General features: G+C 56.3%; 21 protein-coding genes. 2 read left to right on the forward strand and 19 right to left on the reverse strand.

The window, feature by feature from the left end:
* From UTM25_RS12070 to UTM25_RS12145, 16 genes are all read right to left on the reverse strand, one after another.
* The coding region (locus UTM25_RS12070) for a phage tail protein (RefSeq protein ID WP_320714811.1) at positions 1-622 on the reverse strand (622 nt) is incomplete at its 3' end.
* Positions 619-1227: a phage tail protein I gene (locus tag UTM25_RS12075; RefSeq protein WP_194401260.1), complete on the reverse strand. Its 609-nt coding sequence runs from the start codon at positions 1225-1227 to the stop codon at positions 619-621. The genes UTM25_RS12075 and UTM25_RS12070, both read right to left, overlap by 4 nt.
* Positions 1220-2128 (reverse strand): baseplate assembly protein, encoded by a 909-nt coding sequence (locus UTM25_RS12080; RefSeq protein WP_194401261.1) that lies wholly within the window; start codon positions 2126-2128, stop codon positions 1220-1222. The genes UTM25_RS12075 and UTM25_RS12080 overlap by 8 nt, the downstream gene beginning before the upstream one ends.
* A gap of 5 nt (positions 2129-2133) precedes the next feature.
* Positions 2134-2484 carry a GPW/gp25 family protein gene (locus tag UTM25_RS12085; protein WP_023309241.1) on the reverse strand — a complete coding sequence of 117 codons (351 nt, stop codon included), beginning with the start codon at positions 2482-2484 and terminating at the stop codon, positions 2134-2136.
* The gene (locus tag UTM25_RS12090; protein ID WP_047646380.1) at positions 2481-3122 is read right to left on the reverse strand and encodes a phage baseplate assembly protein V; all 642 of its coding nucleotides are present in this window, start codon (positions 3120-3122) and stop codon (positions 2481-2483) included. The genes UTM25_RS12085 and UTM25_RS12090 overlap by 4 nt, the downstream gene beginning before the upstream one ends.
* A gap of 112 nt (positions 3123-3234) precedes the next feature.
* Positions 3235-3702, reverse strand: coding sequence for a phage tail protein (locus UTM25_RS12095; protein WP_194401262.1), 468 nt, complete (start codon positions 3700-3702; stop codon positions 3235-3237).
* Complete coding sequence (gene lysC / locus UTM25_RS12100; protein ID WP_233469417.1) at positions 3665-3910, reverse strand: Rz1-like lysis system protein LysC; 246 nt, start codon at positions 3908-3910, stop codon at positions 3665-3667. Before lysC ends, UTM25_RS12095 begins: the two co-directional genes overlap by 38 nt.
* Positions 3798-4211 carry an Rz-like lysis system protein LysB gene (lysB, locus tag UTM25_RS12105; RefSeq protein ID WP_233469419.1) on the reverse strand — a complete coding sequence of 138 codons (414 nt, stop codon included), beginning with the start codon at positions 4209-4211 and terminating at the stop codon, positions 3798-3800. Before lysB ends, lysC begins: the two co-directional genes overlap by 113 nt.
* A gap of 8 nt (positions 4212-4219) precedes the next feature.
* Positions 4220-4729: a glycoside hydrolase family protein gene (locus UTM25_RS12110; protein ID WP_194401265.1), complete on the reverse strand. Its 510-nt coding sequence runs from the start codon at positions 4727-4729 to the stop codon at positions 4220-4222.
* Complete coding sequence (locus UTM25_RS12115; protein ID WP_023309247.1) at positions 4713-4934, reverse strand: HP1 family phage holin; 222 nt, start codon at positions 4932-4934, stop codon at positions 4713-4715. The genes UTM25_RS12110 and UTM25_RS12115 overlap by 17 nt, the downstream gene beginning before the upstream one ends.
* Positions 4925-5128: a tail protein X gene (locus tag UTM25_RS12120; RefSeq protein ID WP_194401266.1), complete on the reverse strand. Its 204-nt coding sequence runs from the start codon at positions 5126-5128 to the stop codon at positions 4925-4927. Before UTM25_RS12120 ends, UTM25_RS12115 begins: the two co-directional genes overlap by 10 nt.
* Before the next feature lie 179 nt (positions 5129-5307).
* The gene (locus UTM25_RS12125; RefSeq protein WP_029741403.1) at positions 5308-5748 is read right to left on the reverse strand and encodes a DinI-like family protein; all 441 of its coding nucleotides are present in this window, start codon (positions 5746-5748) and stop codon (positions 5308-5310) included.
* A 109-nt stretch (positions 5749-5857) separates the two neighbouring features.
* Positions 5858-8047 (reverse strand): replication endonuclease, encoded by a 2190-nt coding sequence (locus UTM25_RS12130; protein ID WP_194401267.1) that lies wholly within the window; start codon positions 8045-8047, stop codon positions 5858-5860.
* Position 8048: 1 nt separating this feature from the next.
* Positions 8049-8270 (reverse strand): TraR/DksA family transcriptional regulator, encoded by a 222-nt coding sequence (locus tag UTM25_RS12135; protein ID WP_194401268.1) that lies wholly within the window; start codon positions 8268-8270, stop codon positions 8049-8051.
* Positions 8270-8497: a DUF2732 family protein gene (locus UTM25_RS12140; RefSeq protein ID WP_023309252.1), complete on the reverse strand. Its 228-nt coding sequence runs from the start codon at positions 8495-8497 to the stop codon at positions 8270-8272. Before UTM25_RS12140 ends, UTM25_RS12135 begins: the two co-directional genes overlap by 1 nt.
* A 68-nt stretch (positions 8498-8565) precedes the next feature.
* Positions 8566-8904 carry a DUF5347 domain-containing protein gene (locus UTM25_RS12145; protein WP_194401269.1) on the reverse strand — a complete coding sequence of 113 codons (339 nt, stop codon included), beginning with the start codon at positions 8902-8904 and terminating at the stop codon, positions 8566-8568.
* Between the two features lie 227 nt (positions 8905-9131).
* On the opposite strand from UTM25_RS12145, the gene UTM25_RS12150 reads away from it, so the two are divergent.
* A complete protein-coding gene (locus UTM25_RS12150; protein ID WP_194401270.1) occupies positions 9132-9707 on the forward strand; it encodes a phage repressor protein CI in 576 nt (191 codons plus the stop codon).
* A gap of 55 nt (positions 9708-9762) precedes the next feature.
* Here the strand turns inward: UTM25_RS12150 and UTM25_RS12155 are convergent, their stop codons facing one another.
* Both UTM25_RS12155 and UTM25_RS12160 read right to left on the reverse strand, forming a co-directional pair.
* The gene (locus tag UTM25_RS12155; protein ID WP_194401271.1) at positions 9763-10110 is read right to left on the reverse strand and encodes a hypothetical protein; all 348 of its coding nucleotides are present in this window, start codon (positions 10108-10110) and stop codon (positions 9763-9765) included.
* Positions 10107-10610, reverse strand: coding sequence for a hypothetical protein (locus UTM25_RS12160; RefSeq protein ID WP_194401272.1), 504 nt, complete (start codon positions 10608-10610; stop codon positions 10107-10109). The genes UTM25_RS12155 and UTM25_RS12160 overlap by 4 nt, the downstream gene beginning before the upstream one ends.
* 432 nt (positions 10611-11042) lie before the next feature.
* On the opposite strand from UTM25_RS12160, the gene UTM25_RS12165 reads away from it, so the two are divergent.
* Entirely contained in the window at positions 11043-12212 is a 1170-nt protein-coding gene (locus tag UTM25_RS12165; protein WP_063439558.1) for a hypothetical protein, read from the forward strand.
* Here the strand turns inward: UTM25_RS12165 and UTM25_RS12170 are convergent, their stop codons facing one another.
* Positions 12213-12977, reverse strand: a complete 765-nt coding sequence (locus UTM25_RS12170; RefSeq protein ID WP_194401273.1) for a siderophore-interacting protein — start codon at positions 12975-12977, stop codon at positions 12213-12215.
* Positions 12978-12982: the final 5 nt, after the last annotated feature.

Consider the following 12982-nt stretch of genomic DNA (forward strand, 5'->3'; position numbering starts at 1 on the left):
CTTCTCCTAAACCAAGGTTTTTGAGAACCTCTGCGCTCAGCCCTGCATCGGCAATTTCTTTTAACGCATTGGCGATTAAAGGGTACTGTTTATGCGGATTATCAGCAGCAATATGCTTTTTCATCTGATCATCAGCGTAGCCCTTTACCTCAATAACTTTATCGTCAACATACTGGCGCGTTGCCAGCACAACGGATGGATCAATTTTCAGGGAAATTGACGATGTGCTCGACACAATTAGAATCATGCGAATGGTCTGCGTGCGGCCACTGCCTTCCTGCAGCTGAGGCTTATAAGTCTCCGGGCAGTTAGCCACGGCGATCAGAATGCCGTCGTCGTCATAGAGACCGATCTCTCGGATCCAGAAACCGCCCTCATTCTCGGGAATAATCTGTTCAGCGATGATCTGGCTGGTATTGTTTGGGTCAACAGCGAGCAGGTTCAGCGGCGCTATGCGTTTTTGGTTGACGAGCTTCGTCTGCGCCGGATCGGGGGTTGGCAACGTTCCGTTGGCGTCGCCTACCGCCATTTGCGTCAGGTTGAGTTGCGTACCAAGTGCCGTCGCGTTAGCTAGCCGCGCCGCGCCCTGATTCGTCAGTATGGCAAAATATTTTGCGGTCATGCGTTCACTCTCAGGTTATCAATCAAATGGATGGCCGAGGCCGGGTAATAATCACCACCGACAATAAGTTCCTCTGTGGTGTAGGGGTAAACAGCCAGCGCATCGCCGTGATAGCATCCTGCGCCGACATAAAACTCTCCCGTTGAGCTCAGGCTGATAGCCAGCCCGGTCATGTGTCTACTTGCCGGTTTGGCATCCTCAATGAGCCGTTCAAGCTCCTGATACATATCGTCAGTGATGCCGTTATCAAGCACACCGACAACCAGACGGAATGTGCCAGGCTCCTCACCGAGCTGCCACCACTCGCGCACCTCAATCAAAAAGCCAAGCGGTTCCACCACGCGACGCAATGCGCTGATGGTTCCTTTATGCTGATGGACGAAAAACGAGGACATAATGACGCTGCGCTTCGTGCTCTCCGGCCACGCCTCATCCCAGCGATCTACCGACAGCGCCCATGCCAGGTAGGGAAGTAAATTTACCGGGCACGCGCTGGGGTTCCATAAGGTGCGTAGCGGTACCGGCACTCGCTCAATATTCGAGAGCGCAGTAGCAGCGGCGATTTCCAGCGGTGAGGATCCAACGGGTAATAGCCTTTCACTCATCCGAACCCCCGATCGCTATCTGATACGAGGTACAGTTCGATGCCTGCGACTTACTCAGTACAATGTCAGAGTGGGGAGATTCCAGTTCCACGCGCTGCACGCCTTCAACGTGAAGTGCTGCATAAATGGCCGACAGGCGGATATCGCGTCCAAGGCGATGCTGCGCGCTGATATAATTTTGCAGCTTCTGCTCTGCAGCTTGCCTGATGGGTTCAGCTTCTGGTCCGGGATAAACGTAGAGCGTTGCGTTTATCTTGTAAGGCACAATTTCTGCTGACTGAACAGTCACACGATCGCCGACCGGGCGCACGGTTTCAGCGTTAAGCGCTTTTTCAACAACCGCCAGTAGTTCAGGACGAGCGGTGCCATCACCCTCACGGGATAACACCGAAATCGTCACGTATGCAGGCTGAGGGCTTTCAACCGAAACGTCAGCGACCCGTCCGTCGGCACTTCGACCATGATATTCATAGGCTCCAACCGGCCCCGCGACGCTCAATCCTTCAAATGCCTGCTGCGCGCGCAGTCGAAGGTCAGCGTCAGACTCCATGACGGCAGCCGTTGGCGGAATGGTAGCGTCATCTCCCGGGGTGATGATCAGGCGTTCGGTGTTATTGTTTCCCGCAATAACATCAAGGTCGTGACCTGCAGAATAGGCCAGCGTCACGGCCAGCGCAGCCTCATTAACCCGCTGGCGCCAGATGACTTCCCGGTAGGCGTTCTCCTGCAGCAGCTTCACAATCGGCTCGGATTCCAGCGTCAGCGTCCGTGCAATCGCTTCTCGCTCCTCTTCCGGATAGAGGGAGACAAAGGTGGCCTTTCGTTCTGCCAACAGCGTTTCATAATCCACCTCCTCCACGACATCAGGCGCGGCGAGCTGGCTCAGATCAACAATAGCCATAGCGTTTAACTCAGTGAAATGGTGATAGAAAAGGATTGCCCGGAGGTCGGGCGCGTGCCGGTGATATCGACATACAACGTCCCGTCGTTCTCCGAACGCTCGAAAGTGATGGCCGTCAGGCTTATCCGCGGCTCCCATTTCTGGATGGCGGAATAACAGGCGGCCATGATTTGCAGGCGCAGCGCCGGGCTCTGCGGCCTGTCGATCATCGCCGCCAGCAGCGAGCCGTAATCCCGCCGCATGACCCGCGAGCCAATCGGCGTAACCAGAATGTCGCGCACGCTTTGCCGGATGTGTTCAGCCTCTGAAATGCTCAGCCCGGTCTGCCTGTTCATCCCCCTGTAACGCACCGTCATTGTGTCCCCTTAGTCCAGCTTCCGCCGCTTTGCACACTGCCGTGCGCGTGGTTGTCCACCTGCACCCCGTTGGAGGTGAATTTACCGCCGGAATGCTCAATATTTCCGGCCATCACACCGCCCTTCTGCACTTCCAGCGAGGCGGTAATTAACTTGTTGGTACACACCACTTCAGGCGTATCCAGCGTGATGCGGGACGTTGACGTCACCCGCACCTCCGGCACGGTGGCGGTCAGCGATTCAGAGGCGGTAATGTCAGCCGTTTTAATGCCTGCAACCGTCAGCGCCCCGCGCCCGGGTTCGTACTCGATCACCGCGCCGTCAGGGAACGAGACGTGGAACGCGTCAGGTGACCCGGACGGCGCCGGATGGTCGTCAGAGAAAATGCCGGGCAGCACAAAGGCGGTATCAAGCTCGCCGCCGATGGCCAGCAGCAGCACCTGCTCTCCCTCGGAAGGAGCCCACCAGACGCGCGAACGTCCCGCACGACAGGTTAGCCAGTTCAGCCAGGTGGTTTTCATCCCGCCGGTCTGGACACGACAAAGCCCTCTGTTGAGGTCAACATCGGTCACAACACCGATACGAATAAGATTGCGGATCGCGCGAGCGATGCCGTTCATGGAAGTTAATGTATTCATGAGAAGAGAATGCCGTTCAGGAGGAACGGCAGCAACGAGACGGGGTTTTCTGCGGGATGATACAACAAGCGGTCCAGACGGCAGGCGGATGGCGGCCTTCAGCGCGGGGAAATTAGTCCTCCCACTGGCTGACCAGCTCGCCGTTGACGTACAGCGCCTTCGGCCGCGTGACGGGCTCCGGCAGCGGCGGCTCGGGGGAATACGTCGCATGCAGAGCGCCCTGCTCCAGGGAAACAAGAATACGCTCGGTTAATTGCACGCTGATGGTGATATCCATCGTATCGTCATCGTTTAAGACGACCGCGAAGGTGTAGCCGTTTTTGCGTCCTTCATCGAGGGTAAAAATATCCGGCTGGTTTTCCCGAAGCCAGGCCAGCACCGGGACGAAAAATCCCTCGCTGTCGCCGGTGAAGCCGCTAACCTTCGCGTTCAGCGCATACCGCTTTTCAAAGGAGAGCGAGGAGGCCAGTCGGGCGTCAATATTGCCGCCTCCGACCGACATCTGCAGGCGCTCCGGGTTGGCATTGAGTTGGGGGATCGCGTCAATTAATGCCTGACGCAGGCTCTTGAGTTTGTGCATCGAGTTTATCCTGACAGTCTTTGATGGTTTCAACCTGCAGCGCACAGGCGATAAGGGCGTATTCCAGCCTGCGAATATCCGCGCTGAGATCGCCGTTAGTGGCGGGCTCGCTTCCCGGCATCGGGCAGCGGCCCACCTTCGGGCAGGCGTTGTAAACAATGGGCTGCGGAGGCGCAGGCGGTGCGGGTGTGCAGCCTGCGGACAGCATCAGGCAGCTGAGCGGTATACCAGCGGCGTAACGCTTCATTTTCATTGAGTAATCTCCCGATAGTCGCTTCCCGTCTTGCCCTCTCCTCGCCCGCGGTAACAAGCTCCTCACGGAGCCTGACCTGGGCGTTTTCATTTGCTCTGGCCATCCGCTGCGACAGGGACAGCTGCTGGTTAAGCGTGGCGAGGGCCGTTTTTTGCTCGCTGGCGACCCGGTTGGCCGTGGCTAAGGAACGGGACAGGTTCAGGTTGTCATGACGAAGCCACAGCGCGATGGCCAGCAGCCCGGCCAGCGCCAGCATGAGCGTTCTCACGGCAGCCCCTTCATACACCAGGCCTTCTCGCGGACCCGGCGGTTTTCCAGCCCGGCATTTTTGACGCCGTTGACGTACACCCAGCGGGTAAGCTGCCCGCATGCCTGCGGCCACTGTTTACGTTTGATAAAGGACACCAGCGTTGAACGGCAGGCGGCGCCAGCGCCGACATTAAAGGTAAAAATCACCAGCGCGTCATAGACCCGGGGCGGCATCTCCAACGGCGCGCACGCCGCCAGACGCCGCTCAACGTTGAGCACATCGGCGACCAGGTTTACCGCAGCCTCACGCTCGGTAATGTCCCGCATCGGCACAACGTTTACCGTGTGGCCGATGCCTGACGTCCATACACCGGCGCTACACCGGTAGGGTGAAAGGCGACATCCTTCGAGATCGGCAATCAACGCCAATCCTTCCGGGGACGTTTTCAGTAATCGAAAGTCAGGCATCAGCACCGCCAGGGCCAGCACGCCGGCGACGCTGCAACGCTTAATGATTGAGTTCACGAATGCTCTTCTTATCGAGGCCAAGAGACTGGAGATAGCGCCAGGTTTTTCGCTTAAACCAGTAATTCGTTAATGCGGTAAAAATGGCGCAAAGACTCCCCACGTACAGCGCGACTTTTTCAGGAGACATCGCCCCGAACCAGGCCAGCGCCACGGCCAGCCAGTAGGCGATAACCGTGGTGATTTTCTCCAGGCTCAGTCCCATAGGTTTACGGATTCTTTTGTGGGGGCGCTATTCACCTCCGGCATCTCTACCGGCGTGCCGTGAGGCAAGATAACGCCTAACTGCGCGAGGCCAGGATTGGCCTTCAAAACGGCTTCAACGACGCCAGCCGTGCGCCCATAAAAGCGGGCGCAAACGGCATCAAGCGTGTCCCCCTGCATTGCATAGATTTTCATCAGACGCTCCCAACATCCGGTTTCCAGGTACCGTAGAGTTTCCCGGGCCAGCATGCTTTTCGCTATCGCTGTCGGATGGACAATCGCGGGCACAACAAATCGTCCGCGAGCGGCGAAGCGTGATTCAACGGAAGCGCAAAACAGGAATGAGGGTGTTGGTACGGGTGATGACGCCGGGGCTAGCGCCAGCTCTCGTCTTCCCAGACTTCCCGGAGGATAGCGTCCAGCGCCTCGCGATCGGCTTCTTTTTCAAGCCCCTGGAGCTCGACCCCCGTCACCGATCCGATTTTCACGTTCACCCGCGATGACGGAAACAGGGATCGTATTCTGCGGGTCAGTTCGCACTGAAAGGCCTCAACGACGGCATGGCCAATCTGCTGATCTTTATCGAGAGTAATGTTCACCCGAACGTTGCCCTCTTTTTTGATTCGTTCCGGAACAGGCGATGCTGAGAACACAACGGTAAATGCGTTGTTCTTGATTAAATTTCCCCGCGCAATCTCAGCAATCAAATTCAGGGCAATCTCACGATCTCTTTCCTGACACGTTCCTTCCGTCGTCAGTCGCGCAATCAGCTCGACTCGTTCAATCATGACCTGCTCGTTCAACTCTCTGTCCACACAACCTCCACCACGAGATACTGTATAAACATACAGTAGCACGTATTCATAAAAAGAGTGAAGCGAAAAATCAGAACCCTTGACGGTATGTACATGATATGGATGGAGATTAGCGGGCTCTCTGAGCGAAGAGATCCGTTAAATACCCAATACGTTCAAGGATTTTCCGCGCCTTTTGCTGGTAAGAACACGGTGCCGGAAATAGCGATCCGTCGGCTGCGCCCCTGCACCATTTATCGTTGAAGCGGCTGATGCCTCCCGCCATCAGATGCAGGGCTTCTGCCCGGCTGATGGCTATCCCGGTGGCGAGCCGTATCTCATCGATCACCTTCTCCGGTACCCCGTTCTGCGGGTCGCTCGCGAAGACGACGGGCGCTGTAGCGCCAGGGCGGATGAATTTGATGCGTTCGGTTAACGCCCGCCTCGCACGTCGGCTGAGGGGTTGAGAAAGATCGGTCTGCGTACAGTTATTGACAGAACTCCGAGAGGATACAGGCACACCCTTAAGATCCGCGGCCCGCTTCAGCACAATTTTCCACTGCGTGAGTCGGGTTAAAACTGGGCTGCCCGCGCCAACGGCAGAATCGTACACGCCGCGGATGCGGACCGTTTCCTCGCCGTACTGGTTAAACCCGGCGCGCGGCTCATACAGCGTGCGCACCTGTAAATCATCGCGACGCACAAACGGCCCGCCCTGCGCAGTAACGTAACCCGCCCAGTCCCCGGCGTCGGCAGCCTCCTGGACGGCGGCAAACTCAACGCTCAGACCGCGCGCGGCCTCGGTATCCACCAGACGCCGCAGCTCGCGGTAGACCGTTACCGGCGCGCCGCCGATGAACTGAAACTGGCGAATGTGCCAGCGTCCCGCCCAGGCCGACACGGCGGACGCCGTCTCCTTCAGCAGCCCGCCGCTTTCGCTATCGGTCTCGCCATCGAGCGCATAGCCGTCGATATTCTTTGAGATGTATTTGGCGATATAGCCGGTAGCGCTGCCTTTCTGCGGATCGATCGCGTTCGCGTGAAAGCGAGCCTGTCTGGCGCTTTCGCTCTGCAGCTCAACGGCATCCTCCTGCCGGGCATAATCCCCGATAATCCGGCGAACGCATTCGACGTCTTCCGGCATCATAAACATCAGCATGTGCCAGTGGGGCGTACCGTCGTGATGGGGTTCCGCAACGCGGATACCAAAGATACGGCGCCCGTCCCGGTGCAGTTTTGCGCGGATACGCGCCCACAGGCGGGTAAAGTAGATTTGCGTATCCGCCGGGCTGGCCCCGTTCCACTTCGCGTTGGGGAAGCCTGATTTCAGCGTTGCGTGATACTGCGCGGGCGCGGTTAAGGTATAGAACTCGCCCACGTAGCCCAGCGCCTCACAGATATTTTCAAACCCGCGGATGCGGGTCATCAGTTCACAGCGACGTATCGCCGGGTTGGCCACCGAGCTGTCGTATTTTTCAATCAGGCTGATGCGGTTGCCCTCTTCATCTTCCAGCTCCATGCCCTTGAGAAATTCGCGCGTGCGGCGCTTCTGCTCGCGCCACTCGGTCACGCAGCGTTTGCTCGCATACGCCGCTCTCCGTTTGCTGACGTTGCCGAGGGCAATCTGCAGATGTTCGCGCCAGGCAGCCGCGACCCGACGCAGGCGCCCGCGCCACCACGCCTCGGAAAACATGCGGATCACCGCCGCGGCAACGTCATCTTTGTTGAAAAATGTCTTCGACACCCGCTCCCAGTGCGGTGGCGACACGTTGAACTGTCGGGCGATCAGTCCGGCGCGCTGATACCAGACGTACAGCGTCTGGTATTCGCCCATTTCAGCATCGTTAATATTCGCCAGCTCGCCGCGAATAAAGCTGGCGATATCTGCGGCCAGCAGGTCGATGTCCGCACGGGACATATCCGGAAGGCGGTTATAGCGGGCAACCAGTTCGACCATCCGCGAGGCGAGGTATTGCAGAAGCTGAGTGTCGAAATGGCCGTCGAACACGGCCCTGGAAACTTCGTCGTGCAGTCCTGTGCAGGCATAGCGATCGGAGACCCGCCGCAGGCGAGGTAACATCCTTTTACAGAAGCGGATCAAAAAGGCGTTAGCCTGCGGGCTGCCCCGATGCTGTTCGAGGGCGTCAACCGTGCGCCAGATTTCGAAGCGTACGCAGTCGGGCTGCTGTGAAAGGGCAATTCTTGCCAGCTGCAGCGCCGCGAAAAGGCGATCGCGGCGCTGCAGCTGGGCATGGGTGAGGTAAGGGCTGGCAATGGCCGACCGTGGGGCATTCCACGGATAAGCAAATGACGTAGCCAACTTATCCTCCCCGGATGTGTTTATTTTTCATTTCCGCGATCTCCTGGCAGGTCACGCACAGGGCTACGCCGGGCACCGCTATTCGGCGCGCCTCCGGTATTGGCGCCTCGCAGTCCTCGCAGAGGAAACGCGAAGGCGATGCGGGTCGTCTGCGGGCGCGATTAATGTATCGCTCTCTGTCTTCCTGCTCGCGCGCCTGCGCAAGATCGATAAAATCGGCCATCAGTGCAGCTCCTGGGATTCGCGCTCGTAGCGAGCCGCCTCATGGCACAGCAGTTCGGCAACGTCTTCCCCGCTCATGCCGGTTTTGTAGATATGGCTCGCCAGCGCCTCCAGACGCAGGGAGACCGCGAGGGCTCGCGCGCATCGTTCCTCTGTTTTTGCCTCCGCCAGCAGGCGTTTCAGTTCTTCACTTCCGATCGGATAAGGGCGGTTTTCACTGTTTCGCATCACGCGTTCTCCTTAATTTCAGGCAATAGGGTGCCCGGCGGGTTTACGCCATTAGTTTTTGGGTTGGGTTATATCGGCATGGTCAGCCGTTCAGGAAATAAACTCACAACAGCACGAAAATGGTTCATGGCGTTAATCAGCGCCCGTTTCTCTTCGGTCGTCAGCTCACTGATATCGCACTCGTGGCGGGCGACGGGCAATCTCGCCAGGAAAAAGAGGGCGGCCAGCGCCCTGCTGTTCTCCTCAAAACAGGGATCGCGCCTATCGCGCATTTCAGCCATAAACCGCGCCAGATCTTTTCCGCTATCGCCCCCGTATCGAGCGCGCAGTTCAGCGACGTGGTTAAGCCCGCTAAGACGCGCTCCCACGCTAAGTGGAACCCTTGCACGGGCAGCTTCTATCGCCATATCTCCCCTCGCGTAAATTCACGCACGCTAGTGCGCTGAAAACGGGCACAGCACGGTATTTTCCGCCGTTTGATGATTGCGATTTCAGATGCCATGCTGCATGATTCCCATTTTGATAATGTCTGCAATCATTAGCCTCTGTTTGCCAACGCCTGCCGCTGATTGCCCGAATTTGTAATGATACTAATACTCAAATGAGTATTAGTAAACACCCAAAGGAATATATTTTGATTATAGATTCTCAAGTGAATAATGAAGAGTTACTCGATAGAATCTGTCAGGTATATGGTTTCACGCAGAAAATCCAGCTGGCCCGGCACTTTAATATCGCCGCCAGCTCGCTTCAGAACCGCTATGCGCGCGGTACCGTCTCTTACGACTTTGCGGTTCAGTGCGCGCTGGACACCGGTGCCAGCCTTCGCTGGCTGATGACCGGACAAGGAGCACAGTTTGAAGGTAACCCCGCGCCGGGCGATCCGGTTTCGGTTTCCGCATTCACACTGAGGGATGGAAAGCTGGAAGAAAATACCACTTTGAGTATCGATTCTGGTTTCTTTAACAAACCGCTGGCTCGCGGCATCGCCGTTCGGGCGGAGGGGAAGCTGCACTTTATTGAAAAAGAAGCATCGTTAACCGACGGCCTGTGGCTGGTTGAGATTGAAGGCACCGCCAGCATCCGCGACCTCACGCTGCTGCCGGGTAAAAAACTCCACGTGGCGGGCGGCAAGGTTCCGTTTGAATGCGGTATCGACGAGATAAAAACGGTGGGTCGCGTGGTGGGGATTTACAGCGAGGTTAGCTGAGGCTGCAAGATTCAAGGCTGACGACGCTCGCCAGCCTTTTGGCTGATTTTAAACGTTATTTTTCGATGTAGTTGTATGAAGTCAGAATTCCTTTGTCAGAAAAATCAACGGACAGCTGCTGCTTGCGGTCCAGATTAAGTGGAATGATGAGATAGATACGACGGTCGAGGATCTGCGACGTATATTCCCAGTGGCGCGTATTATTGTAGTCAGCCGTATTGGCAGGCACGCCAAAAGCAATCAGTACATCTTTGCGGGTCGTGACCTCTGGGATCAGCTTCTGCTTTATCTCTTTTTCAGAATACTGCGCCAGGCTTGTTGCTTTAGTTCCATCGTAGTTTGATGCACAAGAGGTGCTCAGGAGACAGACTAACGCCACGCCTAAGACATTTATGGTTCTCACTGTACAAAATCCTTTTCAATATAAATACCATTGACGGTATCCAGCGCGACTTCTTTCATATAAAGCACGCAATATCCCGTTTTATCGCTATAGCTAATATGGCCTTCGTAAATCTTTTTCTTTTCTGGCGTGAAGGTGAGCGAGACATTACATCCCTGGTATAAAGCGTGCTGAACAGTCGTTTTTTCATCTGGCACAATCAGCGTTTCAAAATAGTCTTTATCATATTTCTTGCCCGTCACTTTAGGGAGACCAATATCTTTTGTCGACCCAAGGAAAGGGTTCAGATAGCGATTGTGCTTAAGTACCCACCCACCAGTTTCTTTACCTGTCTTATCATACTGATAGATGCCATAACTCATCGGCGGGCCAATGAGGCGAATCTTAGCCACATCCTCGCTATTCGGAGGAGGCGTGTACATTTTCGGCTCAGGAAAGAAAGTGCTACAGCCAGAAAGACTCACTATTGCTGGAAGAATTATATATTTTAAAAATCGCATACCGTTACCTTTATATATACCATTTCTTATTTCCCGGGAGACAAGCCGGGGCATTAACGTCCCGGAATGTTATTAACAAATCACTCATAGATATAAAGGTCAACTAGAAAAAAATAAATTTAGGTTTAGTGTAATAAAAATGAGCGTGACGTTGGATTTTGAGGAATTCACGAATACGATTTGTACAATGAAATACCCATTGCTATATGATGCTCCTCAGGCACGGAAAGCGCTGCGAATCCCATGGCGAAGCGTGGAAGCACTGGCAGAGCAGGAACGGGGAACGCAAACCATCCTGTCTCTTTACTCACAAACCCTAAAAACTAAAGAAATCCCCCATCGCGCCGATCATCATCCGTGTGTATTATTTCCTGTAGCTTTTACAACAACTAACCTTAACTCAAATACTTAAGCGCCAAAGCGAAAGGCATCATGAGCACACCGATCAAACGGCTAGAAATCATTAAAAATGCCATTGAACTGGAAGATGACGACATCATCCAGAGCCAGCTGACACGGCTGAAAAATGAAGCGTTTGACGATGAGCTACAGGCAATCGTCGTGGCGCTTGAAAAGAAGAACTACACCGCTGCGATGGCGGCAATTACCGCCTGGCTTCAGGGCCAGCGCGCCGTGACCCAGTGGCGCGATCCGCAGGTGGCCGCCAGCAAGCTGGAGCTTAAGGCGCTGGAAGAACGTCTGCGCGATCTGATTGACCGCCGCAACGCCCGGGTGCAGCAGCTTGATGAGTTCAACGATCTCTATTTCTCTCGCCTCGGGCCGCTGATGCAGCAGATCCTCGCTCTGCGTAAAACCCTGGCCGAGCTGAACCTGCGCCGTCAGCAGGCGGAAGCGCGTCGCCGTGAGGAAGATTACCGTCGCTGCCAGCGCTATATGGCGCAGGCGGTAGAGGTGCTGGCAACGCTCACCCAGCGCTGGCGCGATCTACCGGCCGACTCAGTGCAGGCCGCTGAGGCGCGTAAGCATCTGGAGCAGCAAAGCAATCTGATTGCCAACCTGCTGGCCGAAGCGCTGGAGCTGGAGAGCGGCTTAACGCGCGAAGAGGAGCCTGCGCGTCAGGCGCGCGACGACGCTAACGAAGAGTACGAGAAATATCGCGAGCAGCATCACGATGCCGAAGTGCGGCTGCGCAAGGGTAAGGATCTTTCGGAAGAGGATCGGAACGAGCTCAAGCGTCTCTGGCGGCAGGCGAGCAAGCTCTGCCACCCGGATCTGGTGGCGGATGACCTGAAAGAGGAAGCTAACGCGATGATGGTCCAGCTCAACCAGGCGAAGCAGCGTGGCGACGTTAAAACCATTCGCTCACTGGTGGCGCGCCTGCAGCAGGGCTTTGAGCCACTGATGGCAAGCGACAGGTTGAACGATCTGGAACGTATCCGCAAAAAAATGGCGCAGGTTCGCGAGCAGATAGACACTTTAGTGAACGAGCTGGCGGAGCTTGAGAAAGAGGAGTCCTGGCTTCTGGTCTCGTCGCTGAACAATATGGAAGCGTACTTCGCTCAGCAGGAGAAAGCCCTGCACGAGGTCCGCGCCTCGCTCGAACATCAGGTGAGCGAAGCGCAGCTGGATTCCGCCGCCTGATTATTTGGCGTGCCAGTATGCGCTGGCACGCACCAGCTGCTGGTCAATCGCATCGGTTTCAAACTGACGGCTCAGCGTCTTCACTACCTTCCCTTCCCCGGTCAGCCAGATAAAGTAATCTTCCCCCGGAACGGCCAGCGCCGCCAGATGGTCCGCTACCGCCTGCTCGCTGTGGCCCACCACCCAGGTGATGTTGAATTCGCTCAGGTGCGCCAGATAATCCTTATAAGAGTCGTCCCCAACCGTCACTACCGCATGAATTTCCGGGCGAACCGGCAGTTTAGCAATGCTCTCTAAGCGTCGGCGCAGCGCGGGCATGCCGGACTCGTCGCACACGTACAGCTGCCAGGCGTAATCCTCCGGTACCACCAGCGAACCGCGCGGGCCGCCGATCGTCAGCCTGTCTCCCGCTTTCGCCTCAACCGCCCAGCGGCTGGCAACGCCGCCGTCATGAACGAAGAAATCGAGCACCAGCTCATGGTTTGCCTCGTCGTACAGCGGCGTGTAGTCGCGCGTCTGAGGACGTACGCCTTCACCCCAGTCGATGCCTTCATCGGTGACCACCGGCGGCACAAACACCGCGCCAGGGGCAGGGAAAAAGACTTTGGTATGGTCGTCGAAACCGCGGGAGCTAAAGCCCTCCAGCTGCTCGCCGCCTAAAACAATGCGCTGGAAACCCGCGCTGGGTCGCTCTACGCGGAGCACCGTCAGCTCGCGAAAGCGCAGGTCATTACGAACACGCTGTGGGTAACGGGTAGATGCCATTTTTA

Origin of the sequence: Enterobacter sp. 61D5 (genome assembly GCF_034107965.1) — a bacterium.
GTDB classification, from domain to species: domain Bacteria; phylum Pseudomonadota; class Gammaproteobacteria; order Enterobacterales; family Enterobacteriaceae; genus Enterobacter; species Enterobacter cloacae_M.

Bases quoted from the DNA above. Each gene is read 5' to 3' on its own strand.
- UTM25_RS12075 (WP_194401260.1), bottom strand. From the start codon at position 1,227: ATGAGTGAAAGGCTATTACCCGTTGGATCCTCACCGCTGGAAATCGCC.
- UTM25_RS12080 (WP_194401261.1), bottom strand. From the start codon at position 2,128: ATGGCTATTGTTGATCTGAGCCAGCTCGCCGCGCCTGATGTCGTGGAG.
- UTM25_RS12085 (WP_023309241.1), bottom strand. From the start codon at position 2,484: ATGACGGTGCGTTACAGGGGGATGAACAGGCAGACCGGGCTGAGCATT.
- UTM25_RS12090 (WP_047646380.1), bottom strand. From the start codon at position 3,122: ATGAATACATTAACTTCCATGAACGGCATCGCTCGCGCGATCCGCAAT.
- UTM25_RS12095 (WP_194401262.1), bottom strand. From the start codon at position 3,702: ATGCACAAACTCAAGAGCCTGCGTCAGGCATTAATTGACGCGATCCCC.
- lysC (WP_233469417.1), bottom strand. From the start codon at position 3,910: ATGCTGTCCGCAGGCTGCACACCCGCACCGCCTGCGCCTCCGCAGCCC.
- lysB (WP_233469419.1), bottom strand. From the start codon at position 4,211: ATGCTGGCGCTGGCCGGGCTGCTGGCCATCGCGCTGTGGCTTCGTCAT.
- UTM25_RS12115 (WP_023309247.1), bottom strand. From the start codon at position 4,934: ATGGGACTGAGCCTGGAGAAAATCACCACGGTTATCGCCTACTGGCTG.
- UTM25_RS12120 (WP_194401266.1), bottom strand. From the start codon at position 5,128: ATGAAAATCTATGCAATGCAGGGGGACACGCTTGATGCCGTTTGCGCC.
- UTM25_RS12135 (WP_194401268.1), bottom strand. From the start codon at position 8,270: ATGGCCGATTTTATCGATCTTGCGCAGGCGCGCGAGCAGGAAGACAGA.
- UTM25_RS12140 (WP_023309252.1), bottom strand. From the start codon at position 8,497: ATGCGAAACAGTGAAAACCGCCCTTATCCGATCGGAAGTGAAGAACTG.
- UTM25_RS12145 (WP_194401269.1), bottom strand. From the start codon at position 8,904: ATGGCGATAGAAGCTGCCCGTGCAAGGGTTCCACTTAGCGTGGGAGCG.
- UTM25_RS12160 (WP_194401272.1), bottom strand. From the start codon at position 10,610: ATGCGATTTTTAAAATATATAATTCTTCCAGCAATAGTGAGTCTTTCT.
- UTM25_RS12165 (WP_063439558.1), top strand. From the start codon at position 11,043: ATGAGCACACCGATCAAACGGCTAGAAATCATTAAAAATGCCATTGAA.
- UTM25_RS12170 (WP_194401273.1), bottom strand. From the start codon at position 12,977: ATGGCATCTACCCGTTACCCACAGCGTGTTCGTAATGACCTGCGCTTT.